General features: G+C 41.0%; 21 protein-coding genes. 4 read left to right on the top strand and 17 right to left on the bottom strand.

All coding sequences use genetic code 11. The features are described from left to right. Positions 1-11 precede the first annotated feature (11 nt). From K401_RS0112230 to K401_RS0112215, 4 genes are all read right to left on the bottom strand, one after another. Complete coding sequence (locus K401_RS0112230) at positions 12-533, bottom strand: nitroreductase family protein (protein ID WP_024293218.1); 522 nt, start codon at positions 531-533, stop codon at positions 12-14. Between the two features lie 28 nt (positions 534-561). Then, on the bottom strand, positions 562-2436 hold the full coding sequence (locus tag K401_RS0112225) for an ABC transporter ATP-binding protein (RefSeq protein ID WP_024293217.1): 1875 nt from the start codon (positions 2434-2436) through the stop codon (positions 562-564). Positions 2437-2439: 3 nt separating this feature from the next. After that, on the bottom strand, positions 2440-4158 hold the full coding sequence (locus tag K401_RS0112220; RefSeq protein WP_024293216.1) for an ABC transporter ATP-binding protein: 1719 nt from the start codon (positions 4156-4158) through the stop codon (positions 2440-2442). A gap of 175 nt (positions 4159-4333) precedes the next feature. Continuing rightward, a complete protein-coding gene (locus K401_RS0112215; RefSeq protein WP_024293215.1) occupies positions 4334-5236 on the bottom strand; it encodes a LysR substrate-binding domain-containing protein in 903 nt (300 codons plus the stop codon). Positions 5237-5349: 113 nt separating this feature from the next. Here K401_RS0112215 and K401_RS0112210 point away from each other — a divergent pair, with 113 nt between their 5' ends. The 3 genes from K401_RS0112210 to K401_RS0112200 all read left to right on the top strand — a co-directional run bounded on the left by K401_RS0112210 (position 5350) and on the right by K401_RS0112200 (position 7787). Further along, a complete protein-coding gene (locus K401_RS0112210) occupies positions 5350-5805 on the top strand; it encodes a hypothetical protein (RefSeq protein WP_024293214.1) in 456 nt (151 codons plus the stop codon). A gap of 14 nt (positions 5806-5819) precedes the next feature. Further along, positions 5820-7100: a cation:proton antiporter gene (locus tag K401_RS0112205; protein WP_024293213.1), complete on the top strand. Its 1281-nt coding sequence runs from the start codon at positions 5820-5822 to the stop codon at positions 7098-7100. Positions 7101-7283: 183 nt separating this feature from the next. Further along, positions 7284-7787 carry a cupin domain-containing protein gene (locus K401_RS0112200; RefSeq protein WP_024293212.1) on the top strand — a complete coding sequence of 168 codons (504 nt, stop codon included), beginning with the start codon at positions 7284-7286 and terminating at the stop codon, positions 7785-7787. Between the two features lie 92 nt (positions 7788-7879). Here K401_RS0112200 and treC read toward each other — a convergent pair whose 3' ends face one another. Together treC and K401_RS0112190 are read right to left on the bottom strand one after the other, a co-directional pair. After that, a complete protein-coding gene (treC, locus tag K401_RS0112195) occupies positions 7880-9571 on the bottom strand; it encodes an alpha,alpha-phosphotrehalase (protein WP_024293211.1) in 1692 nt (563 codons plus the stop codon). Further along, complete coding sequence (locus K401_RS0112190; protein WP_024293210.1) at positions 9568-10947, bottom strand: sulfatase family protein; 1380 nt, start codon at positions 10945-10947, stop codon at positions 9568-9570. The genes treC and K401_RS0112190 overlap by 4 nt, the downstream gene beginning before the upstream one ends. A gap of 287 nt (positions 10948-11234) precedes the next feature. Between K401_RS0112190 and treB the strand changes: the two genes are divergently transcribed. After that, the gene (treB, locus tag K401_RS0112185) at positions 11235-12653 is read left to right on the top strand and encodes a PTS trehalose transporter subunit IIBC (protein WP_024293209.1); all 1419 of its coding nucleotides are present in this window, start codon (positions 11235-11237) and stop codon (positions 12651-12653) included. A 65-nt stretch (positions 12654-12718) separates the two neighbouring features. Here treB and treR read toward each other — a convergent pair whose 3' ends face one another. The 11 genes from treR to K401_RS0112125 form a co-directional block, all read right to left on the bottom strand. Then, on the bottom strand, positions 12719-13441 hold the full coding sequence (treR, locus tag K401_RS0112180; RefSeq protein ID WP_024293208.1) for a trehalose operon repressor: 723 nt from the start codon (positions 13439-13441) through the stop codon (positions 12719-12721). Positions 13442-13653: 212 nt separating this feature from the next. After that, positions 13654-14688 (bottom strand): substrate-binding domain-containing protein, encoded by a 1035-nt coding sequence (locus K401_RS0112175; protein WP_024293207.1) that lies wholly within the window; start codon positions 14686-14688, stop codon positions 13654-13656. A gap of 102 nt (positions 14689-14790) precedes the next feature. Beyond that, complete coding sequence (locus tag K401_RS0112170) at positions 14791-15816, bottom strand: ABC transporter permease (protein ID WP_242842304.1); 1026 nt, start codon at positions 15814-15816, stop codon at positions 14791-14793. Between the two features lie 4 nt (positions 15817-15820). Then, entirely contained in the window at positions 15821-17317 is a 1497-nt protein-coding gene (locus tag K401_RS0112165) for a sugar ABC transporter ATP-binding protein (protein WP_024293205.1), read from the bottom strand. Between the two features lie 388 nt (positions 17318-17705). Beyond that, positions 17706-18572 (bottom strand): AraC family transcriptional regulator, encoded by an 867-nt coding sequence (locus K401_RS0112155; RefSeq protein WP_024293204.1) that lies wholly within the window; start codon positions 18570-18572, stop codon positions 17706-17708. 104 nt (positions 18573-18676) lie between these two features. Next, positions 18677-19366 carry an RraA family protein gene (locus K401_RS0112150; RefSeq protein ID WP_024293203.1) on the bottom strand — a complete coding sequence of 230 codons (690 nt, stop codon included), beginning with the start codon at positions 19364-19366 and terminating at the stop codon, positions 18677-18679. Between the two features lie 9 nt (positions 19367-19375). Beyond that, complete coding sequence (ilvD, locus tag K401_RS0112145) at positions 19376-21046, bottom strand: dihydroxy-acid dehydratase (RefSeq protein WP_024293202.1); 1671 nt, start codon at positions 21044-21046, stop codon at positions 19376-19378. 1 nt (position 21047) lies between these two features. Then, positions 21048-21815, bottom strand: a complete 768-nt coding sequence (locus tag K401_RS0112140; protein ID WP_024293201.1) for an SDR family NAD(P)-dependent oxidoreductase — start codon at positions 21813-21815, stop codon at positions 21048-21050. A gap of 385 nt (positions 21816-22200) precedes the next feature. Then, positions 22201-22377, bottom strand: a complete 177-nt coding sequence (locus K401_RS32880) for a hypothetical protein (protein ID WP_156945277.1) — start codon at positions 22375-22377, stop codon at positions 22201-22203. A gap of 76 nt (positions 22378-22453) precedes the next feature. Next, positions 22454-23812 (bottom strand): 8-oxoguanine deaminase, encoded by a 1359-nt coding sequence (locus K401_RS0112130; protein WP_024293200.1) that lies wholly within the window; start codon positions 23810-23812, stop codon positions 22454-22456. Positions 23813-24236: 424 nt separating this feature from the next. Beyond that, positions 24237-24578: a phage holin family protein gene (locus K401_RS0112125; RefSeq protein WP_024293199.1), complete on the bottom strand. Its 342-nt coding sequence runs from the start codon at positions 24576-24578 to the stop codon at positions 24237-24239. Positions 24579-24593: the final 15 nt, after the last annotated feature.

Below are 24593 nucleotides of genomic sequence, written 5' to 3'. Positions count from 1 at the left end.
GGATATTAAAGTTAAAATTTGTTAAAATGGAGTTTTTGATATGGCAGCGCATTTTCTTCATATGGCTTTTTGTCCTCCGCAGGATAACCAACGGCAACCATACATTCCACACTATATTGTTCAGGGATCTCCAGCACTTTTTTAATGTATTCCCCTGCTGTCTCTTGCTTTGTATGAAATCTTTCTCTTACCTGAATCCAGCATGACCCCAGTTCTAAATCTTGTGCCATCAATTGAATTATGGTTGCCGATATGGAAGCATCTTCAATCCACACATCGCTGGAACCGTTATCCGCTATTACTACTATTGCTAATGGTGCACCTGCTAAAAACTGAGAACCAGGTTCTCTGCACAGAGAGAGCTGCCGAATCAGTTCTGCATCGGTGACGGCAACAAACTGCCAAGGTCTTATTGATCGCGATGACGGGGCTAACAGGGCACTTTTAAGAATTACATCGATCTTCTCCTTTTCAACTTCCTTATTTTGAAACTTTCTGATACTTCTCCTGGTTTTTAAAATATCAAATAACATAAATTACTCCTTTCTGAACTTTATACGTTTATAGTTCTTTAAAAACAATAGATTTCTTTGAAGCTAATGTCTTTCCCATCTGATTCATAACCATTTCATAATAACGGCCCTGCTCCTTCATTAAACTTTGGTGATCTCCGCTTTCCAGGATCTGTCCGTCACCAATTACCATAATGTGGTCCGCGTCCCGGATTGTTGAAAGGCGATGGGCAATCAAAAAGCTTGTGCGGTTCTGCATGAGACTGACCAAAGCTTTCTGTATCTCTTTCTCAGTTTTTGTATCAACGCTGCTTGTTGCTTCGTCAAGGATTAAAATCGGACTGTCACAGAGAACTGCTCTTGCAATGGATATCAGCTGTCTCTGTCCCTGGCTCAAATTATCAGTGGCTGCGGAGATATTTGTAGAATATCCTTTGGGAAGTTTACTGATGAAGTCGTGGGCACGGGCAATTTTCGCCGCTTTGATCACCTCTTCCTCTGCAGCGTCATTTTTCGCATAACGGATATTATCCATGATCGTTCCGCTGAACAGGCTGGTATCCTGAAGCACAACGGAGAAGCATTTTCTTAAGCTGTCCCGTTTGATATGGGTGAGGGGTATCTTGTCAATCATAATTTCACCGCTGTCCGCATCATAAAACCGGGTTAACAGATTGACGATTGTGGTTTTTCCTGCCCCTGTTTCTCCGACTAATGCAATGACCTCACCTGGATTTACATGAAAGCTTACGTTTTTAAGAATCGGTTTTTCCTTATCATAAGAAAAGCAAACATTATGAAAAGAAACCTCTCCTATGGGATGCCGGACTTCAATTGCGTCTATTTGATCTTTTGCTTCTTCCTCGTGATCCAATATTTCAAAAACCCGCTCGGCTCCGGCCAGTGCAGATTGTATTGTGTTAAACATGCCTGCCACTGAATTCAGCGGTTGTGCAAATTGCTTTGAATAGCTTAAAAAGCTCACAACCGTACCTACTTTCAGGCCATGGCTTACGGATAAGATACCGCCTAAGATGGCAACAACAGCAAATACAAAATTATTAATGACATTCATTAAGGGCATCATATAACCAGACCAGACCTGCGCTTTATTGCTGCTTTCACATAAACGATCGTTGATTTCCTTAAACTGCCAAATAACCTCCTCTTGTCTGTCAAAGGCCTTCACCATTTTTAAACCAAGAATATTCTCTTCAATGACACCGTTAAGTGCTCCAAGACTTCTCTGCTGTGCCAAAAAGTAAGCACGGCTTTTGGAAGCAATCATCTTGGTCAATAAGGAAACCAGCGGCACACACAGCAAAACCGTAAAGGTAAGCGGCAGATTCAGACGAAGCATGACGGCCAGAGAACCCACAAGCGTTAAGATACTGGAGATCAGCTGCGTCGTTGTCTGCGCTATGGTGGAACTGATATTATCCACGTCATTGGTAATTCTGCTCATGGTATCTCCATGAGACCGTGTATCATAAAAATCCAGAGGAAGCTTCTGCATCTTCCCAAAAAATTCAGTACGAAGCGTAAAAACCAGCTTTTGGGAGATCCGCAGCATTATGACACCGTTTATTAATTGAAGCAGCCAATTGACCAGATATAAACTGAATATGATGATCAGAAGCGAAACCAGTCTTTGGGAGTCCACGCTCCTATTGGCAGTATCAAAGGTATTGAATACCTTACCCACATAATACGGAATTGCAACCGATATCATAGAAGAAATAACTGTTAAAAAAATTGCAGCAAATATAGTCTTAGCCCACCGCATATAGATTTTTACAATCCGGATTAACGTTCCTTTTGCATTCTTAGGTTTTGCAGTCGGAGCAAAACGATCCCTTCCGGCGCCCAGACGGCGCCCCATGGCCGGCACTTTTGGCTGCTGCTGACTGAATTTTTCTGCCATATGTTATGCCTCCCTGCCGCTTTCAATCTGTGTATGATAGATATCCTGATAAACTTCACAAGACTCCATTAATTCCTCATGTGTACCAAATCCCACGTTCCTTCCATTCTCCATAACCAGAATTTTATCCGCAGACATGGCTGTTCCACAGCGCTGTGTGATCATAATGACCGTCTGGCTGAACTCTTTATTTTTAAGGTTTTCCCGTACCTTTGCTTCGGTGACGGCATCCAGTGCACTGGTTGCGTCATCTAAAATCAATACCGGAGCTTTTTTCAGCATCCCCCTGGCGATTGAAAGGCGCTGCTTTTGTCCTCCTGACAGATTAACTCCGCCGCTTCCAAGAAGACTGTCATACCCATCAGGCATCTGCATAACAAAGTCTGCCTGTGCTCTTTCAGCTGCCTGCCGCAGTTCCTCAATAGCGGCGGATTTATCTCCCCATCTGAGGTTTTCCGCTACTGATCCTGAAAACAGCATTGGTTTCTGAGGAACGATCGCCACATTGCTTCGGACCTCATCTGCGCCCAGCATTTTTATATCGTAATTGTCCAGAATTATCTTTCCCCTGTCCACATCATAAAAACGAAGGAGCAGCCAGGTAATTGTTGATTTGCCGCTCCCGGTTGGGCCGATTATCGCAAGGCTTTCCCCGCTGTTTACGGTGAAAGAAAGTTCTTTGATTGCCGGAACTCCACTTCCGCCGGGATAGGCAAAGGTGACATTTTCAAAGGTGATTTTTCCACTGAGTTTTCTGTCTTTGTTACTTCTTAAACAATCTTCTTCACAGTCAAATACTTCACGGATCCGGGCTGTAGAAGCTTTAGTACGAACAAAGACAGTAAATACATTTGTTATCATAATGAGAGAAGTAAGTATTTGCGCCATATAGATCGTAAACGCCGTAATATCTCCCGTATTTGCCAGATTCAGGGCAAATAGCCTGCTTCCAATGAAAATCACAATTACCGTACCGATTCCTACAACTAAGGTCAGAAAAGGCGAGATCACTGTGATGACCATTTGGGAGGATATTCCCTTTTGCATTAAATTTGAGTTTGCTTTTTCAAATTTATCTGTTTCCCTTTCATAAGTACCAAATGCTTTGACCAGCCGGACACCGATCAAATATTCCTGTACCTTTGAATTAACCTGATCCATAGCCTTTTGCAGTTGATAAAATCTTGAATAGCTGATTTTCATACTGATATAAATTAATATGGTAACAGCGGCTACTACTCCATAAATAACAAGGCTGAGCCGGAAGTTGAGCAGGCTTGCCATTACAATACTGCCGATACAGGTAATGGGAGACTTAAGGAAAATACGCATGATTCCATTTACAAACTGTATGATCTGAGAAGTATCATTTGTCATTCTGGTTATGAGTGAACCGCTTTCAACCTTATCCACACTTACTTCCGAAAAGGACATGATTTTCTCAAATAAGTCCGCCCGTAAATCCGCGCCCATTTTTTGAGAAACCTGGCTTGACAGAATATTTCGTGAAACAGCAAAGCAAGCGCCTGCCAGAGTTACAATGAGCATCAGCATCCCCCAGTAATAAACCTTTGCCAGAGAGCCTTTTTCAATTCCGCTGTTCACGATGCGGGACATCAGTGTGGGGCCCAGCAAATCGCAGACCGCTTCCAGCGTCACACACACAACTGCTATAAAAAACGGCACTTTGTATCTTCTGAAATATTTACCATATAGCTTCATTATTTGTCCCTGCTTCCGTTATGATCTTATTCCTGCAATGATTGATAGACGTAATAAAATAAGTATATCACTCAAAGCGCAGAAATGAACAATTTCTAAAGATTTCTTTTACATTTCTGGTATCAATCAGCAAGCCGCAGCGATTGGTGCGGTTTGACGCTTTGTTGATCTGGCTTTAAGAAGCATAGAACTTTATAACCTTATTATATTCCTTCATAATACTTTGTAAAATATCTACATGCTTAAAATCACTGTGATATAGAATATTAATTTCCCGAATCATGCTGAGATTTTCAATTGGCAGTACAGTGATCTTCCCTTTCTTCAGTTCATCAAGACACACGCTTCGGGAAAGTATAGAAACGCCTATATCCCGTCTTATAAGATCTTTAATCGTGGCAATATTATCAACCTCTAAAATGACATTCAGATCATCAAGTGAGATGTTATTGCTTTCTAAGTGGGCAGTAAACAGGTTTCTTGTCCCTGATGACGGCCTGCGAAGAATTAATGGCTCCTCTTTTAATTCGTTTATGGTCACCATGCTCTTTTTTGCTAAAGGATTATTGTTTGATACCACCAGCATTAAAGAATCTGTATCAAGAAGAAGCGAGTTAATGCTGGCATCTTGAACCTTCCCCTCAACAACAGCTATATCTACCTCATAATTTCTAAGCATATCATAAAGATTATTTATGGAGTCAGAAATAATTGTTATGCTTGTGCCTGGACTTTTGGAGCTGTACTTTCCTAATACTTCAGCCACAGCATTGCTTTCCGCAGTATGAGTAATTCCAACCGTAAGCCGTCTTATATGGCGCTGTTCATCCAAAATACTTTGTTCCATCCTCTGATATAAGGCGATGCTTCGCCGGGCATACTGAATTACGATATTCCCTTCATTTGTGGGCTTTATCTCGCTTCCGGCACGGTTAAAGATCTTAATATTCAATTCTTTTTCCAATTGTTTTATGTGTTGAGTTACGGCTGGCTGTGTCAAAGACAAATGTTCTGCCGCACGTGTGTAACTGTTAAATTCCACCACTGCCAATAAGGTGTAGAGTTTAGCATCAACCATTTAGTCCATCTCCAATTATAAGTATTTATTATTATATATTAAAATATTATAAATTTACATTATAAAATTTATGACTATAATGATAGCATAAGTCAGAAAGGGAGGCAAGGATAATGAGGCTAAAACTTTTATTTGTATGGCACATTCTAATTTTTAATGTAATAAAACCGCTGCCATATTCTTCTGACTATTTTAATAATCACTTTCGGACAACAATACAAAATTCTGCTGATTGTGATTCACTATCCCGCTACGTAGAAATTGTTAAATTCGGAATGAAGCATTCAGGTTGGTCTGGAATAGTCTTGGCCAATATTGCACTCATGTTTTTCTGTTTACCACTTTGTTTTTCAGCGGATTTAGTAATTCATGCCGCACACCTGCTTTCGATAAAAATAACAGTCAATGCTGTTCTTGTTCTGATGATGCTGGAAAAGTTCGATATGCTTCGTTTTCGCGACAGGCGAAATTATTTAAAACTACTTTATCTTTTTATTTGTCTTGTCTCATCATCATATTGGACTTTAACATGCGTGTTCTTATCCGCATTTGAAAATTTAATGTTATAAAGGAGTGTTAATCAATGGGTAATCTTTTAAATCATTCAAATGACACAACAATTGTTCTTTCATCTTTGTCAGTAATTTTACTTTCCGGATTTCTGTTCACCCGTATTACAAAACTGGCTAAGCTGCCGAATGTAACTGGCTATATTGTGGCCGGTGTCCTGATAGGGCCATATATTTTGAATTTGATTCCACATGAAATGGTTGAAAATATGGGCTTTATCAGCGACATTGCTTTAGCCTTTATCGCATTTGGTGTGGGACGTTTTTTTAAAAAAGAGGCTTTTAAAGAAACCGGAATGGGCGTTATTGTTATTACTTTATCGGAAGCTTTACTGGCCGGAATATTCGTAACTTTGTCCGTGCACTACATATTCCATTTAAACTGGGGCTTTTGTCTGCTTTTGGGAGCGATTGCAACGGCAACAGCACCTGCAAGCACTATGGTTACCATTCGGCAATATCATGCACGTGGAAATTTTGTGAATACTTTACTGCAGGTAGTTGCACTTGATGATGCTGTGTGCCTTATTGCTTTCAGCTTAGCTTCTGCTTATGTCAGTGCTAATGTTGGTGAAAATATTTCTGTTTCAGAAATTACCATGCCTATCGTTTATAATATTGGTGCTTTGGTAATTGGTTTTATAAGCGGTGCTATACTTAGCAAGCTAATGACTCCTAAACGGAGCGAGGATAACCGGTTGATATTAACGATCTCACTTCTTCTTGGAATTGCGGGTCTATGTTCCGCGGCAGATATTTCACCCCTGCTTTCTTGTATGCTTTTTGGCGCCACCTATATCAATATGACGAAAGACAAGGAATTATACAAGCAAGTTGAACGGTTTACTCCGCCTATATTATCAATATTCTTTGTTGTATCAGGGATGAGTTTAGATATCAGCTCGTTCAGTACTCTGGGGGTGATCGGCGTAACTTATTTTGTAATTCGAATTGCAGGAAAATATCTTGGCGCTTATTTGGGTTGTATGATGGCTAAAACACCAAAAGCTATACGAAACTATTTAGGATTAGCCCTGATCCCTCAAGCCGGGGTCGCAATTGGCCTTGCATTTCTGGGCAGAAGGGTATTACCCGACAGTATGGGAAATATGCTGCTGACAATCATATTATCTTCCTCGGTATTGTATGAATTAATCGGGCCAGCCTGTGCTAAAATTGCTTTGATCTATTCTGGCTCAATAAAAAAAGATAAGCTTTCAGCTCATAGGAAAAAAATCGAACCGGCAGCTGAGAGCGCGCCAGAGGACCAAAATACTATAAAAATAAGTTCGTGATTCCATAATTAAACATAGAATCTTATCGCGCTGTAAATCAGGCCGGGACCATGGGTGCTGCCGGCATCTGCTGTTTTGTACCCAGGCCCAGATGGCCTCATACATATAAATTTTATAGAATCAAATGTACATATGGAAATAATCCGTTATAATATAATAAGGAAAATTGAAAGGAGCATCACTATGCATACAGCAGATTATTTTATTAAGAACCTGAACATGACAGCACATCCGGAAGGTGGGTTTTATAAAGAAATTTATGCGTCAGAAGAAAGTATAACATCAAAAGAGTTAAAAGTTGACTTTGAAGGTTCACGAATACTTTGGACAAGCATCTATTTTTTACTCAGAGACGGAGAAGTATCTAATTTCCACAGACTAAAATCAGATGAAATGTGGTACTATCATTCGGGTTCTCCCCTGACTATTTATATGATCAGCCCAAAGGGAGAGTTTTTCACCGAACAGCTTGGACTTGATATTGAAAATGGTGAAAAGCCTCAGGTATTGGTGCCAAAGGATTATATATTTGGTTCCGCTATGAATAACAAGGGATATGCATTAGTGGGCTGCATGGTATCGCCAGGATTTGAATTTAAAGACTTCGAGCTATTCAAAAGAAGTGATTTAATAGAAAAATACCCTCAGCATCAGCAGATCATTCACAAACTGACTTCCAATGAATAAATGTTAAAGGCCTTCCAGTCACATAGTTGTTATTGGAAGGCCTTTAAAGGGCACATATCAGTTACTCAGCAGCAGGTTCTCATGTTTGGCAGTCAAATTCCCGCAAGTCCATTGGAATGGAAACGATCAAGCAGATAACAGATTGATTCATAGGGACGCAAGGAAATAGAACGGGTCATTTCAGGAGAATCTTCATAGTTGGATATTAAAACTTTCGATTCACAGCCATTGATATTTATTTCTTCCGGTAACAGGAATTGGGTATTTTCTCCGTAAAAGTTATTTAAAACGATCAATCTCTGCTCCTCAAGGCTCCGCATGTATGCATATACTTTTGGATGCTCAATGGATAACGTTTCATAGTTTCCATAAGCAATAATGTCATGCTGTTTACGAAGCTTAATAAGCTTCTTATAGTGGTAAAACACAGAATCCTTATCACGGAGAGCATTTTCCGCGTTGACTGACCGATAGCTTTCTCCCACGGACAGCCATGGAGTTCCTGTTGTAAAACCGCCATGTTCCTTATCCTTCCATTGCATGGGTGTACGAGAGTTATCTCTGGATTTTACGCTTAAGATCCTTAACACTTCTTCTTTTGGTACTCCCTGAGCACATAAAATATCATAATAATTTAAGCTTTCCACATCTTTATACTGTTCAACGGAATCAAAGTAAGGGTTTGTCATTCCAATCTCCTCGCCCTGATAAATATAAGGGGTTCCTCTGAGCATATGAATGGCTGTGGCAAGCATTTTTGCAGATTGCTTGTGGTATTCCCTGTCATTCCCGATTCGCGAAACAATACGGGGCTGATCGTGATTGCACCAAAACACTGCATTCCAGCCATTGCCTTCTGTCATTCCATTTTGCCATAAATCGAAGATGTTTTTCAGCTCTTCAAAATCAAAATCCTTTAACGACCATTTTTCTCCATCCTTATAATCGATTTTTAAATGGTGGAAATTAAACACCATTGATAATTCTTGTTCCTCTGGATTGGAGTAGCGGATACAATGGTCTATGGTTGTTGATGACATTTCTCCCACTGTAATAATATCATCATATTTTCCAAATGTTTCTCTGTTCAATTCCTTTAAAAATTCATGAATCCTTGGACCGTCCGTGTAAAAACGCCTTCCATCTCCCATATGATCGTCCTTCCAATCATCAGGCTTGGAAATCAGGTTAATGACATCCAGGCGGAATCCTTTGATGCCTTTATTAATCCAGAAGTTTACAACATCAAAAATTTCTTTCCTTACTTCTTGATTCTCCCAGTTTAAGTCTGGCTGAGTTTTGTCAAACAGATGAAGGTAATATTCATCGGTTCCTTCAACAGGCTCCCAAACAGACCCGCCGAATTTAGATTTCCAGTTGGTTGGTACTTTACCGCCTTCACTCTTTTTAAAAATATAGTAGTCCCGGTATTTCTTCTCTCCTACAATTGCTTTTTTAAACCACGCATGTTCAGAAGATGTATGATTAAATACCATATCAAGCATAATATCCATATTTCTTTCCCTGGCGGCAGCTACCATTTCTTCAAAATCATCCATTGTCCCGAAAGCAGGATCTATATTCCCATAATCCGCAACATCATAGCCGTTATCATTTTGCGGTGACACATAGAATGGGGTGAGCCAAATGTAATCCACACCCAGTTCCTGCAAATAATCTAATTTTTCGGTTACACCCTTTAAATCTCCAAATCCATCCCCGTTTGAATCCTTAAATGATTTTGGATAGATTTGATACACAACGCTTTTTTTGAAATCTATCATGATTGAACTCCTCCCCCTTCCGGATGCAGTTCATAATACTTCTTTTTTCCGGGGTATGCCCTGCCCTCTTCTATCTCTTTCTCCCATCTTTTTGATCCGGTACCAATGACCGGGCCTTTTAAAAGGGGATCCTTTGTCTGAACCATCCAGTTCTCTACTTTCTTTCTGAATTCAGAGGCAATATGCTGATAATCCGGATGATTGATCACGTTGTTTTCCTCTAAAGGATCTTTTTGTAAATCGTACAATTCTTCTTCTTCATTTGGAACATAATATTTATCTCTGGTATCAACGCCGGATAAGCTTAAATGGGAATCTATGGGCAAGTACACTTTCGGACCATCTGCGAAGTTTTTCACATAACTGAATTCCCTGGTTCTTAATCCTCTCATTGGGTGGTACCGATCATGCCAGGTCAGTTCTGAAAAGAACGATTCTCTTCCGGTATCCTCATTTGATTTCAACAAATGAGCAAAGCTTTTTCCATCGAGATTATCAGGAATTTCTGCTCCGATCAAGTCCAGAACCGTTGGCAGCAGATCAACGTTACACAGCAATGCCTCTTTTTGAGCGTTCTTTTGTTTGCCGTCAGGCAAAACAACGATTAATGCGGTTTCCAATCCTGCATTCTTTAAAGTTCCTTTTGCTCCCGGAAAATCCACTCCATGATCTGTTGTAAGAATAACAATGGTGTTTTTATCTAATCCTGTTTCTGACAATGTATGATTGATCTTTCCAATGGCAGCATCTAAGACCTTAGCAGAACCGTTAAATAGTGTAATATCTTCTCTTACATTAGGCGTATCCGGCAGAAAGTCAAACACCTTAACTTCTTCCCGTTTGTCTGCATATGGTGCATACTCGTCAAAGCTCCTGTGAGTTTCAAAAAAACCGACATTTAGGTAAAATGGCTGTTCTTGATTTCCCTTATGCCTTTCTAAGAACGTAATCACTTCTTCTGCAACTCTCGGAGCTCTGTCACCTGGAACAGGAATAAAGTTGTCATACCCTAAGTCATAGGTTGAAGAGAAAACCCGCTCTTCAATGGGCGGAGCAACGTTGATCGTTTCATGGCTTAATCCAATCAATGTGGTTTCATATCCGTTCTTCTGCAATTCTTTAGGCAAGGTTGTATGACTTCCGTCAATGCAGAAACCTAAGTGAGCCAGCCCCATCATTCCGTTATTATGGGGATACAGACCTGTTAAAATGCTGGCTCTGCTGGGACTGCACTGCGGCGCTGTGCAGAAGTATTGATTAAATTGAATCCCCTCTTCTGACATCTGCTGAATCGCAGGAGTATCTACTTTATATCCGTAGCTGCTAAATTTCCTTCCGCTGTCATGAGAAATCATCAACAGAATATTTGGTCTCATTGTAATCTCCTCCACTATCTTTTTTCTTTGCTGAAACTGAAACATTTTTATTCTCAAAGGCATTTGCTCGAAATTTGACTAGACAAATGTTACATAGTAATTATATTCACTATTCATAAAAAATGCAATACTTTTATGAGAAGAAGAAAACAATCAAATAAAGTACAGATAAATACATGTTTTTTTAAAGTATACCTTGACATGCATGATTCAATCATGTTAAATTATATTTATAATTTGTCTAGTCAAATTTAAAAGGGCATACGATTAAGGAGGAGGTAGTTTCTATGGATTTAAACGAGCAGGTCAAACAAATTATAAATGCTGTCGGCGGACTTCCCAATATAACATCCGCAACGCATTGTGTCACCCGGTTAAGATTTATTTTAAAAGATGAAAAAGCGGTTGATACAAAAGAATTGGAAAAAATAGAAATTGTAAAAGGCAGCTTTTCAGCCAATGGACAATTTCAAGTCATTGTCGGGCCGGGATTGGTTAACAAAGCATATGCTGCGCTTATCAAGGAAACAGGGTTAAAGGAAGCCAGTAAGGAAGAAGTAAAACAGGAAAGCAATAAAAAGTTACATCCTGTTCAAAGAGGTGTAAAGGTCCTTGCTGATATCTTCATCCCGATTTTACCAGCCATTGTTGCCGCCGGCATATTGATGGGATTGAACAATCTTCTTGCCAATCCGGGAATCTTTTATGAACAGCCCGTTTTAGAAGTTCATCCTGGCTGGGCCGGCATTTCTAATATGATAAACGTCATCGCCAGCACATCATTTTCATTTTTACCTGCATTAGTTGGCTGGTCAGCAGTTAAAAAGTTTGGCGGAAATCCGGTTTTAGGTATTGTACTTGGACTTATCTTAATAAATCCCGCATTGATGCCAGGTGCACAATATGCAAGGACACCTGAGGAGGTTCAGTATTGGAATATCTTAGGGCTGAACATTGCGAAAATCGGATATCAAGGGCAGGTTATACCTATTTTATTCTCATCTTTCCTTTTAGCAAAAACTGAGCAGTTTTTATCCAAGAGAATACCGGATATGGTCCAGCTGATTTTTGTTGCTCCTTTGACACTGTTAATCACCGGATTCTTTACTTTTACAATTATTGGACCTGTAACAATGTGGTTTGCAAACTTAATCACAAACGGAGTTGTCGGTTTATTTGATATTTCTCCTGTAATAGCCGGAGTAATATTCGGAGCTATCGTATCTCCCCTTGTTGTTACCGGAATGCATCATTTATTCTTAGGAGTTAATTTACAAATGATTGGGGCTCTTGGTTATGCAACACTTTGGCCAATCCAGGTAATGGCAAGTCTCGGACAGGGTGCCGCAGCTTTGGCAATATTCTTCATCTGTAAAAACAAAAAAATGAAAGGCGTTGCAGTATCAGCCGCTATTTCTGCATGGTTGGGAATTACAGAACCTGCTATTTTCGGGGTGAATTTACGTTACCGTTTCCCATTTATTGCTTCAATGATTGGTGCCGGAGTTGCAGGAGGAATTGTTTCATTTGCAGGTGTTAAAGCCGGATCAATTGGAATTTCCGGATTACCTGCCTTCCTTTCTGTCTTTACGGAATATTGGGGCGTATATTTCCTGGCAATGGGAACTTCCATTGCGATCACGGTTGTTCTTACTCTTGTATTTTCTAAAATGAAAATTTTTGAAAAGCAATTACAAGAGGAATAATTTTATACTTAACATATGAAATGAGGCTATGAAAAATTAATTGTTTTTTCATAGCCTCATTTCATTTAAAAATCTATTAAATTTTTTCTTCTTGCGAAATCAACAAACCGAAATGTATCCACACGCTGCCTTGCTTCATGGTATTGAAAAAATCTCGTATCTTCTAAATAAACTTCACTTCTAATAACCGCCACATGCGTGTCATTATGAATATCCAGCAGTATTTTATCTTCCTCTGTCACAGGTTCAATGGTAATTTCTTTGTTGGCATACCCAATATTCAGACCCAGATCATGTTCAATATAATTGTAGATAGAAAGCTGTGCCGCTGATGATGGAATCTCAGGAATAATTTCAGCTATTAAGTAATCCTTATCTAAGATAATTGCTTCTCCATTTATTTTTCTCAGTCTCTCAAGAGAAAGCACTTCCGTTCTTTTACTTAAATCAAGCTTCTTAGCTAATTCTCCTGAAATTCTTTCTCTTTTATTTTTCAAAATGGCTGTTTCACTTTTTAAATGCTGCTTTTTTTGCATTTCATTAAAACTGACCAGACCAGAGCCGGCGAATTTAAGTTTATTAATATCAAGAACGATAGCCCCGCGGCCCTGCTTTTTCTGAATAAGGCCATTTTCCATCAAAAGTGCCTGAGCCTTTCTCACCGTTTCTCTGGAAACATGATATTTTTCAACCAACTTCATCTCAACAGGTAAAAAATCTCCCGGCAAATATTTCTTTTCTTTTATATCCTTTACTAAGTCCAAGTATATATCATAATATTTATTCAAAGAAATCACTCTCACTTTTTATTCTGCTGTTCTTATTATAGCAAAGATATACTTGACTGTTCAATACTATTCTCCAGTATTTTGCCTATATAAGGAATAAAAGGTTTTTAATCATGCTCAATCAGAGTATATGCCGTACAGACATACTTCCATATACTTTTAATTTTAGGTTAATAAAGTTTTCATCGCTTCGGGGATCTTACCAGGACCTTCTATTCTGCATAGCTTCCCATAACCTCTTTATAGGTTTCCGGAGTAACAACAATTGCATCTACCGCAATCTCCTTTTCTACCTCTTTTCCATTTATAAGGTCCAACAGTACCTTAACGGATCCTGCACCTACTGATTCGGCCGAGAAATATGCGGAAGCTTTTACACAGGTTCCTTCCGCTCCCTTATTATTCCATTCGTCTTTGGACATATAGGCGCCAAGCCCTACTACGCATGCCTCCCCATCAAGCCCGGCGCTTTCCAGTGCACGTGCCGCACCAATACAGCCTTCCTCATTTGCACCTGTTACAATCCACTTTTTAATCTGTGGATTCGCAGTAATGACGGCGGCGGCGGCCGTATTCCCTTTATCAGTGGTTCCATCGTAATCCGCTTTGAAAATATTACCGGTATTAAAATCCGGAACTAATTCTGTGAATTTATCCAGTTCGCCTTCTGCTCTGGGCACGCAACTGGATACAGTATCCATAGTCATAATCAGAAGTCCGGCTTCCCCATCGGAAGAAAGATTATTATCCTTTACGTATTTCCCCAGCCATTCTCCATTTGCTTCACCAATTTTATAAGCATTGATTCCAACCCATGGAGCAAGTTTTTCACCGGCAGCATCCTGAAGGGCATCATCTGCGGCAACAATTGGAATGCCTGCTGCCTGTACCTTGTCTATGACTGCCTGGGACATGGTTTGATCCGGGATGCAGGTTACAATACCGGAAGCATTGTTTGCAATTGCGTTATCAATGGCCTTTAAATATTCTTCTGGATTCATTTTAGCATCAACATAGATAAACTCTCCGCCGGCCGCTTCCACTGCTTTTTTTGCAGCTTCCCCTTCATCAATAAACCAGGTCTGATCTCCTGCTTTATAAATACCATAAACAACTAATTTTTCTTCCTCCTGAGTCTTTTTTTCTCCGCCTGTTTCCGTCTGCGTTGTCTCCCCTGTGCTGCATCCAACTAACATTGCCCCTGCTATGGCCGCACATAACAATACACTTAACAGCTTTTTTTTCATCTTTTATTCCTCCTCTAAGAATTTTATATCCATCCACATTCTCATGTGAAATGTTACCGAAGCCTGTATGTATCCATACTCCTGGTATTATACCGGGTGTTTCTATGATGCACTTTTCATGCTTGCCGCTAATAACTCCTTTTCCCGCCGTTCCTTTCTGATGTAATCCGATGCCAAAGCAAACAGCAATAAAGCTCCACGGGCTACATACTGCCAGAAACTGGGCACATTAACCATAATAAGTCCTGTATTAAATGCCTGAATCAAAATGACTCCCAACACGGTCCCGCCCATACTGCCCACACCGCCTAAAAAAGAGACTCCGCCTAATATAACAGCCGTTATGGCATCAAACTCCAGGTTGATATTGGCTGACGGCTGGCCTGAATTCATTCTTGCGGAAAATATGATTCCTCCTAAAGATGTAAGCAAACCGATAATAATAAAGCAAAGAGTATTCATTCTCTGTGGATTTAATCCTGCCAATCTTGCTGCTTCCGTGCTGCCGCCAATTGCATAAATGCTGCGTCCGAATCTTGTTTTTGATAGAATGAACCCAAAAATTACAAAAGAAAGGATCATACACCAGACTGCCAGCGGAATATTGAGGATTCTCAGTTTTCCTAAAAGGATAAAGGATTTGTTGCTTATAGCAACCGGCTTTCCATTGCAGATGATATAGGCAAACCCTCTCACAATTGCCTGGGTCACCAGGGTGGCGATAAACGCCTCCAGCTTGATTTTATTCACCATCCAGGCATTGAACAGTCCCACTGCAGCCCCGCTGCATAAGGTGAGCAAAATTGCAACGGGCAGCGGCATACCCCAGTTCAGCAATAAGGCCACAACAACCCCGGAAAAAGCTGCCAGGGAGCCTGGAGACAAATCATTCTGCCCTGCAATAATCAGATAGGTATGACCGACCGCTACCATCCCAACCAGTGAGGCGGCAACCAATAGATTAATCATGTTCTGCATGCTTAAAAAATTGGGGTTTAAGGATGTAAACAGTATAAATACTACAACGATCGCAGCAGACAAAACTAATTTATCCTCTCCGATTCCATTCATAATCCGTTTTGCAGCGCCATCTTTCATCTGTTTTATCTTTCTCTCATTTTTGTTCATTATCTTATTCTCCTATCATTCCCAATCTTAATAATTCATCTTCCGTTGCTTCTTCCCGACTGACTTCTCCTGATATCCGCAAGGATTTCATTACAATAATCCGATCGGAAAGACCAATTACTTCGGGTAATTCTGAGGATATTAAGATAACTCCAAACCCTTGCTTTGCGAATTCACAGATCATATGATAGAATTCAGACTTTGCCCCTACGTCAATTCCTTTGGTGGGCTCATCCAGGATCAGTACTTTGGGATTTGTTACAATCCACCTGGCAACAATGCATTTTTGCTGATTACCCCCGGATAATTCCACAATTTTCTTATCCGGTGAAGGAGTCTTTATCCGAAAATCCTTTATGCTTTTTTCTACTTTTTCTTTCTCTTTCTTTGTATCAATTACACCGAACCTGTTAGAATTTTTATCCAATAAGGATATATTCACATTGCCTGAAACACTTAAGTTGGATAAGATCCCTTGCAGTTTACGGTCTTCCGGCACAAGAACAATTCCGTTTTCTACCGCCTCCTTTGGGGAATGGTTGGTAATCTTCTTTCCTTCCAGATAAATTTCTCCGGTCCGAAGCTTATCTGCCCCTATAATCGCCCGCATTAATTCTGTCCTGCCGGCCCCAACTAATCCGGAAAACCCCAGTACCTCACCTTTTCGCAAAGTAAAGGAAGCCTTTTTCACATAATCGGAGGAAACATCTTTTATTTCTAAAAGAACATCCCCTATTTGCTTATTCCTGTCCAGACTTTTGAAAATATCACCCAGGTCACGGCCGACCATCATCTTGATCAGCTTTTTTTCCTCAATTTCTTTGGTTATTACCGTGTCCACATACCGGCCATCCTTGAAAATTGCCACCTTATCCGCAATCCGCTGTATTTCACTCATTCGATGAGAAACATAAATAATAATTTTTCCTTGCTCTTTTAGCTTTTCTATGATACGAAACAGGCTCTCAATTTCAGAATCACTTAAACTGGCTGTTGGCTCATCAAAACAAATGACCTTCAAATTTTCTCTGCTGTAAGCCTTCATGATTTCAACCATCTGCTGATAGGCAATGCTTAAATCCTTTACCTTAGCAGCGGGGGCAATCGGCAAACCAAATTCATCAATGATTTTTTGTGTCATTTTATTGGCTTTGGCTGTATCAATCACCCCCAGCCGGTTGGCCGGCATTCTTCCCAGAAAAATATTCTCTGATACACTTAACTCCAGCAATATCTGCCTTTCCTGATAAATGACACTGATTCCCTCCTGAATTGCTTCATGAGGCGTGTTAAAATGCTTCTGGACCCCGTCAAGCAGGTACTCTCCCTCTGTTGGCTGATAATCTCCATTTAACACCTTTAACAATGTGGATTTTCCAGCTCCGTTTTCTCCCAGGAATGCCAGAACCTCTCCCCCAAATGATTGGAAGCATATCTGATCCAGTGCCTTCACACCTGGAAAATATTTTGAAATATTTTTAAACTCAAGTACATGGCCCATGTGTATTTTCTCCTCACCCAATGTCAAACCATTATGACCGTTTCATGATCAGCACTTATTTCTGTTAAGTTCCTTAAGCAAGTCATGTGTTATACAAATCAAATAAAATAATTTCATGTTTTTCAATTTTCTATAGACATTATATCAATGATTCCAATGATTCTCTTTAACTCACAGGAACTTTATATGATTTTTTGTGTATTTTTCGGAACTGATTGATAATAACTTTACACAAAAAAACAAGGGAGAATGTACCATGATCGATTCTCCCTTGTCTTTTTCTTTCCGGGCTGTAGTCACAAATAAAAGATTCTAATAAGCGCCGCCGCATTCTTGATCCCATATACACCCTTCTCCCAATTGAAGGCCTGTGACAAAAACATTCCTTTTAAAATTCATCCGCAATTTTTCCTCTCCACATTTCTCTGTAATCAGCCGGTGTCATACCGGCATATTTGCGAAATACACGGCTGAAATACTGGGAACTGCTAAATCCCGTCTGCATGGCTATGTCAGTAATACTTTTACTGCTGTTCCAAAGCAGTTCTTTGGCCTTTGCTATGCGGAGCATGGTGATATATGTTGTGCAATTCATGCCAAGATATTTATTGCAGTACTTTCGGATATATCTGTCGCTGACATGGTATTTCCTGGAAATCTCCTCCACATTGAGTTCTTCCTCTATGTGATCATTGATATACCGTATCACTTTCCCCACCACCCCATGTAATTCCGAATCTTCCTCTTCCTTCATTTTAATATACTGCTCCGAAAACACCACGTACATCTGAGCCAAAGCCAGCTCCAATTGTGCGCTTGTATATTCATTTTCTTCCGTCTGTTCCCGGAATATTCTGCTCACATTTTCCAGGGCTTTACACAAATTCTCACAAGACACCACTTTTGTGTAAATCCCCGTCTGATCCAATACCGGAATTTTTCCCTCAAGCTCTTTGGGTACGGTTACGGAATACTCCAACTGAGTTATGCAGCATGCATTGCTCATGTCAACCATAAAAGAATGTCTTACATAAGGATTAATAATAATACAATCCCCTGCTTTTAAGGGAACATACTCATTATGTATCTTCATGACGCAGCAGCCTACGTTTATGTAGTTGATCTCATATTCCTGGTGCTTATGCATCTCAAATCTATAACTTTTTTGGAACTTGTATTTACCGGCTTTTCTTATTGCCACTTTATACTCTTCATTGTTTAATAATGTACAAATGCTTTTCATGATTTCCTGCATATGATATCTCCTTTGATTCCCTTCGTAAAAAACAACCAAAATGCAGCAGAGCAATATTCGGTATCATGATATCATAACCAGTCAGATATAGCAATTCCAGTTGTTTACATAATCCCAAACTTGTCAAAGGATTCTTTTGCTCCCATTCCGCCTTTTATCGCCTCTGCCACCATCTTCTCCCCAGTAGCTTTTTCATATGCTCTTTGAATGACTTCTTTTTCTACTGCTTTAGGAATCACCAGAACCCCCTCCAAATCCCCAAAGATAATATCACCCGGGAAAATGCGAACCCCTTCAATCTCAATGGGCACTCTGAAGTCAATAACCTTTCCTCTTGGTGCCTGATCCTGGGCATATCTGCCATAGGAAAAACATGGAAATTTTAATTCCTCTATTCCGTTTGTATCCCTGTGGAAACCATTTGCAACAGCCCCTGCTGCGCCTAAAATCTGCATTCTGGTACACATCAGTTCACCCACCAGAGCGTAAGAAGGTGAAGAACCGGTACAGATATATACTTCATTCTTTTTTAAATCATCTAACGCCTCCAGCATCAGTCCAAAAGGTTTCTTCATAAGGGGATTCTGTCCATAGGAAAGTTCTTCAAACGCATCGGCCTCCAACACCGTCATTGCACGCCCCGCCACTACCATTCTGGTATTGACCGGCTGTATCTTCTGGGGCAGAAACTGATGAAAATAGCCCATCTTATCTAAAATATCACCGATTACGGCTGAATACATTTCACGCCTCATTAATTCAAATAATTCATCATCATTTTTCCATTCTATCATACCCTGCTCCTATCCCACCACTGCGCCTTGTGCCGCTGACTGGCTGATTTTTTTATAAGTATTTAAGTATCCGTCCGAAATTTCTTTTTCCGGGCGGATCCAATGTCTTTTTCTTTCATTTAATACGGCGTCTTCCACTAATAAAGAGATTTCTCTGTTATCTATATCAATTCGGATGATATCGCCATTCTCCACCAGGGCAAGGGTTCCTCCTTCGTAGGCTTCCGGCGATATATGGCCTACAAAGCAGCCCCTGTTGGATCCGGAAAACCTTCCGTCTGTTACCAATGCACAGCTGTCTGACAAATTCATGCCTTCCAGACATTTCATAGGACGATACATTTCCGGCATACCAGGGCCTCCTTTGGGGCCTTCATATCGCAGAACCACTATGGTATTTTTTTCCACCAGTCCATCTAATATGGCGTGGCACGCTTCCTGTTCACTCTGGAATACCCGTGCCTTCCCCTCTATTCTCATCAAATGGCCCGGCATGGCCGCAGGTTTTACAACGGCCCCAAGGGGAGCAAGATTTCCACTTAAGACTGCAACTCCTCCTGTTAAATGAAAGGGGTCACTGATGGATCTGATTACTTCCCTTCGTTTAGAAAAACCCAGCTGCTTTAAAGATTCCTTCATGGTATGACCGGTAATATTCAGGCATTCCAAACGAAGCAGAGGCTCCAATTCCTTCATGACCGACGGCACACCTCCAGCTTCATAAAAATCCACCATATCGTAGGGAGACGCAGGATAAACCGATGCTATTTGGGGGATTCTTCTGCTTAATTCATCAAATAAAGTCAGAGGCAATTCCCCTAATCCTGCTTCCTTGTGTATGGCCTGTAAATGCATAATGGCATTGGTCGATCCGCCGATTCCCATTAAAACGGCCATGGCATTATATATGGAATCTTTTGTAATGATCTTACGGGCTGTTATATTTTTTACAACCAGCTCAACAACTGCTTCTCCGGTGGTGTATGCAATCTGCATGCGCTTGGAGTGAATTGCAGGTACCGCCGCACTTCCCGGCAAACTCATTCCCAATGCTTCCGCCATACAGCCCATGGTATTTGCAGTCCCTAACATGGCACAGGAACCAACACAGGGCTCCGCCAGGTTCTCTATTTCCCGGAACTCCTCCTGTGTGATTTCTCCCCGTTGTTTCCAGCCAATTGCTTCTGTTACAATATTTCCGTCATAATGCTTATCCTTATATACTGCAGGCATCATGGGGCCGCTATTACAAAAAACAGAAGGAATATCCAGTCTTGCAGCAGCCATCAGCAGCCCCGGTACAATTTTATCGCAGGAACCAAGCAATACCAGTCCATCAAATTTATGGGCCCTTACCATGCATTCAACGGAGGCGGTTATTAAGTCCCTGGATGGCAAAATGTACCGCATCCCATCATGGCCTTCCGCTATGCCGTCACATGGGGCAATGCTGCCGAACACCATAGCTGTACCCCCTCCGGATTCAATTCCTTTTTTCACCTGTTCACACATTTCATTTATGTTGAAATGGCCCGGCGTTGCATTGGTGTATGTATTGACAATGGCAATCAGCGGCTTTTCCAGAGCTGAATCCGTAAATCCCATAGACTTATACAACGCTCTTTTCAGTGCGCCTCCATCTCCTTTTAAGAGCTGATTGTAGTATTGATACTCCTCCATTCTACTTTACCTCCACAAAGTCATTGGCTGCAACCACCGGAAGGGTGGCCCCTCCCTCTATCATTAAAGAAGTCCCTGTAATATATGCCGCTTTATCCGATGCCAGATAAACCACCGCCTGAGCGATCTCCTTTGTCGTTGCAAACCGTTTGAACGGAAGCCGTTCTGCCGCTTCCAGCCGGATATCCCCAGGCTCCCAGCCCACATCCGTATAGCCCGGAGCCACTGCTACCATACGTATTCCTTTTAACGACAGCTCCATCGCTGCATTTTTTGTAAACTTGGCAACAGCCGCTTTTGTGGGCCCGTAAATGGTGGCTCTTGGCCAGCATCCTTCTACCTGATTGGATGAGATGTTAATGATTACTCCTTTCACATTTTTTTCCACCATTCTTTTTGCGGCAATCTGACTGCTAAAAAACAATCCTTTCCAGTCAATTGCCGTCATATCATCAAACATCTTTTCTGTTGCCTCGAGAAAATACACTTCACTGCTGATACCTGCATTGTTCACAACCAAATCTATTACATCGAATTTATCAAAGGCAATCTGATACATATGCTCAATATCTTTGACACTTCCCAAATCCGCATATACAGCCAGACTCTCTACCCCATGCTCCCTTGCCGTTTTGCATATCTCACAGGCTGCTTCCTTGTCATTGTGGTAATTTATAACGATGTTGTACCCTTCTTCCGCTAAATCCAAAGAAATCTGTTTCCCAATCCCTCTTGCTCCACCTGTAACCAGCGCTGTCTTCCGATGCATCTTTATTCCTCCTCGTTGTTTAAACAAACCCTTTTTCTATATTGTAATTAATTTTGCATAAAACAGCTTTCACAATATGGCACTTTCTCAATGTCTTTGTGTATTATTCGGAACCAAAAGACGCAGTCCCGATTTTCGGACTGCGTCTGACTTTTCCTTAATTCTCTAAGTTTCATCTTCAAAATAAAAAGCGAATTTCCCTTTCGTCTAACTCTATACGTTCTGAGGCCTTTAAACCGGAACGTTTATAAAAGCCTGCAGCATGAGCATTTTACACATTTTCATCAGCTGTCTGCATAAAGCTGCACACCTGATCACTCACTATTTCCAGTGTGATGGGAGTCGTGTTTCCTTTAAGATTTGAAAAAGCTTTGTTCCTGATACATCACCAATCATCTTCATCTTGATCAGATTGAAATTCTCTAATAGAGCAGCCATCCGGTAACTCCATATCCTGAGGTCCTGTAATTTCTTTGACCAGGATAAAAATATATCTGCCAACTGCAAAATGAAGATTTTTTACAGTATCTGAAAGCTTACTGTTTGTAATCGGTACAAACAAAAGTACCCCTCTATCTTCCTGATCTGACAGAGGGGCAGCATTTCCCGCCACTCTGTTCAGTGATACAGGAAATGTTTTAGTTATTTAAATAATCAGCTACGGCCTCATTCGCTTTCCGAACCAAATTCTCTTCGTCCATTCGCACCAGCCGGCCTTCTTTCACAACAATATTGCCGTTTACAACCGTATAATCCACACTGCCCTTCAGCCCTACCGTACACAAAACCGACATTGGGTCAAACTGAGCGCCTATCATATCAATACGGTTTAAATTGACCAGGAAAAAATCCGCCGCCATACCTTGAGAAATTTCTCCTAAATTTTCCCGGCCCAGCACCCTTGCACTGCCCTTGGTTGCGATTTTCAGCATATCATATCCGCTGGGCGCCTTCCGGCTGTCATTCAGCCTGTGGAGAAGGTAGCCCACTCTCATTTCTTCCAGAAGATTGGAGCCGTCGTTGCTGGCTGATCCGTCCACTGCCAAACCTACAGGAACATCCAGATTCAGCATTTCCGGGATGGAAGCAATGCCTGAAGACAGCTTCATGTTGGAAATGGGACAATGAGCCACACCTGTCTGAGTTCTGGCCAAAAGCTCCAGTTCATCCTCGTTAAAATGAATCCCGTGGGCATACCATACATCGGGGCCGACCCAGCCCAGGCTTTCCATATATGCTAAAGGCCGCATACCGAAGTGAGAAAGGGTAAATTGTTCCTCATCCTTTGTCTCCGCCAGATGAGTGTGAAGTCTTACCCCCAGCTTTCTGGCCAGCTTTGCCGATTCCTCCAAAAGTTCCCCGGTCACACTGAAGGGCGAACAGGGAGCCAATGCCACCTGGCGCATGGAATATGGGCTGGGATCATGGAACTTTTTCACAGCAGCTTCGGAATCCTTTAAAATCTCATCCACTGTCTGGACAACGGAATCCGGCGGCAAACCGCCGTCCTTCACACTCAGATCCATACTGCCTCTTGTGGCGTGAAAACGGATGCCAAGCGCTTCTGCTGCAGAAAACTGGGCATCCAATAGCCCTGTCCCGGCATTCTTTGGGAACACATAATGATGGTCCAAACAGGTGGTACACCCTGTTTTTAACAGCTCCCCAAGTCCGGTAAGGGAACTGTAATAAACCACGTTCTCGTCTACGTGCTTCCAGATTTCATATAAAGTTTTTAACCATGGGAATAATTCCATCCTCTGAACCTGAGGTAAATTACGGCTGAAGGTTTGATATAAATGATGGTGAGTATTAATAAGTCCCGGATACATCACCATATTAGATGCGTCAATCACATCATCAGCTGTTTGTTCATTGCTGCCGATTTCGGCTATTACACCGTTCTTTATCAGCACATTCACTCCCTCCAGCAGTCTGTCATCTGCGTCACATGTCACAAGATGTTTTACATTCTTTACAAGCAGGGTTCCTTTCATCATTACCTCCTAGTATTAAATACATAACAAGCTTTGTTTCATAGACTATATGACTGGTGTACTGCCGGCGGTTCGGGTGGCCACGAAACACCCTCATACGCTAATCGGTATATATGATACCAGCAGTATGCCGCGTGTTCCCAGCTACGTTTTAAACAGCTATATAGATATGATTTTTTCAAAGAACAATTGATACTCTGTTATTATATTGGTTTTCTTTTTATTATTCAATGTTAATTATATAACAATTATCAGAATTATTTTGTGTAAAAATCACAATTTTTTCAGTCTTCTCCCTTCGGCTTTATTTGAAGGACGCAACAAATAAGAGGATACTCCAAAATCATATCCGGACTACCCTCTTTCTCTTCTTTTCTTCGATTATAATATTTCCATATGCGCCCAACACTTATAACCTATTTATTTACCCCTTATTCATATCTCTGAGCAGATGATTAAAGACAGCAATGATAAAGGCAGCCAGCAGTGAATTAAGAAAACCTCCCATGCTTATGTCTGCTACAAAATGATCTGCGATCATAATCGTCCAGGCATTCACAATAAAGCTGAATAGTCCTAAGGTCAGTAAGTTGGCCGGCAGTGTAAGCAACAGCAGAATCGGCTTTAATATAAAGTTTACTGCCAACAGTACCAATCCCATAATAAGAAGTGCCGGGATGCTGCCAATATAAACCGTGTGTGATACATATGACATCAGATATATGGTTAATACGATTGATATATATTTTATGAACGGCTTCGTCATTTTTACCTCCAATAG

This window comes from Lacrimispora indolis DSM 755, from assembly GCF_000526995.1.
Lineage (GTDB): Bacteria > Bacillota > Clostridia > Lachnospirales > Lachnospiraceae > Lacrimispora > Lacrimispora indolis.
Note: the sequence above shows the minus strand (reverse complement) of the source record. Positions and strands in the feature narration are given on the sequence as shown.

Bases quoted from the DNA above. Each gene is read 5' to 3' on its own strand.
- K401_RS0112230 (WP_024293218.1), bottom strand. From the start codon at position 533: ATGTTATTTGATATTTTAAAAACCAGGAGAAGTATCAGAAAGTTTCAA.
- K401_RS0112225 (WP_024293217.1), bottom strand. From the start codon at position 2,436: ATGGCAGAAAAATTCAGTCAGCAGCAGCCAAAAGTGCCGGCCATGGGG.
- K401_RS0112220 (WP_024293216.1), bottom strand. From the start codon at position 4,158: ATGAAGCTATATGGTAAATATTTCAGAAGATACAAAGTGCCGTTTTTT.
- K401_RS0112215 (WP_024293215.1), bottom strand. From the start codon at position 5,236: ATGGTTGATGCTAAACTCTACACCTTATTGGCAGTGGTGGAATTTAAC.
- K401_RS0112210 (WP_024293214.1), top strand. From the start codon at position 5,350: ATGAGGCTAAAACTTTTATTTGTATGGCACATTCTAATTTTTAATGTA.
- K401_RS0112205 (WP_024293213.1), top strand. From the start codon at position 5,820: ATGGGTAATCTTTTAAATCATTCAAATGACACAACAATTGTTCTTTCA.
- K401_RS0112200 (WP_024293212.1), top strand. From the start codon at position 7,284: ATGCATACAGCAGATTATTTTATTAAGAACCTGAACATGACAGCACAT.
- treC (WP_024293211.1), bottom strand. From the start codon at position 9,571: ATGATAGATTTCAAAAAAAGCGTTGTGTATCAAATCTATCCAAAATCA.
- K401_RS0112190 (WP_024293210.1), bottom strand. From the start codon at position 10,947: ATGAGACCAAATATTCTGTTGATGATTTCTCATGACAGCGGAAGGAAA.
- treB (WP_024293209.1), top strand. From the start codon at position 11,235: ATGGATTTAAACGAGCAGGTCAAACAAATTATAAATGCTGTCGGCGGA.
- K401_RS0112175 (WP_024293207.1), bottom strand. From the start codon at position 14,688: ATGAAAAAAAAGCTGTTAAGTGTATTGTTATGTGCGGCCATAGCAGGG.
- K401_RS0112170 (WP_242842304.1), bottom strand. From the start codon at position 15,816: ATGAACAAAAATGAGAGAAAGATAAAACAGATGAAAGATGGCGCTGCA.
- K401_RS0112165 (WP_024293205.1), bottom strand. From the start codon at position 17,317: ATGGGCCATGTACTTGAGTTTAAAAATATTTCAAAATATTTTCCAGGT.
- K401_RS0112155 (WP_024293204.1), bottom strand. From the start codon at position 18,572: ATGCAGGAAATCATGAAAAGCATTTGTACATTATTAAACAATGAAGAG.
- K401_RS0112150 (WP_024293203.1), bottom strand. From the start codon at position 19,366: ATGATAGAATGGAAAAATGATGATGAATTATTTGAATTAATGAGGCGT.
- ilvD (WP_024293202.1), bottom strand. From the start codon at position 21,046: ATGGAGGAGTATCAATACTACAATCAGCTCTTAAAAGGAGATGGAGGC.
- K401_RS0112140 (WP_024293201.1), bottom strand. From the start codon at position 21,815: ATGCATCGGAAGACAGCGCTGGTTACAGGTGGAGCAAGAGGGATTGGG.
- K401_RS0112130 (WP_024293200.1), bottom strand. From the start codon at position 23,812: ATGAAAGGAACCCTGCTTGTAAAGAATGTAAAACATCTTGTGACATGT.
- K401_RS0112125 (WP_024293199.1), bottom strand. From the start codon at position 24,578: ATGACGAAGCCGTTCATAAAATATATATCAATCGTATTAACCATATAT.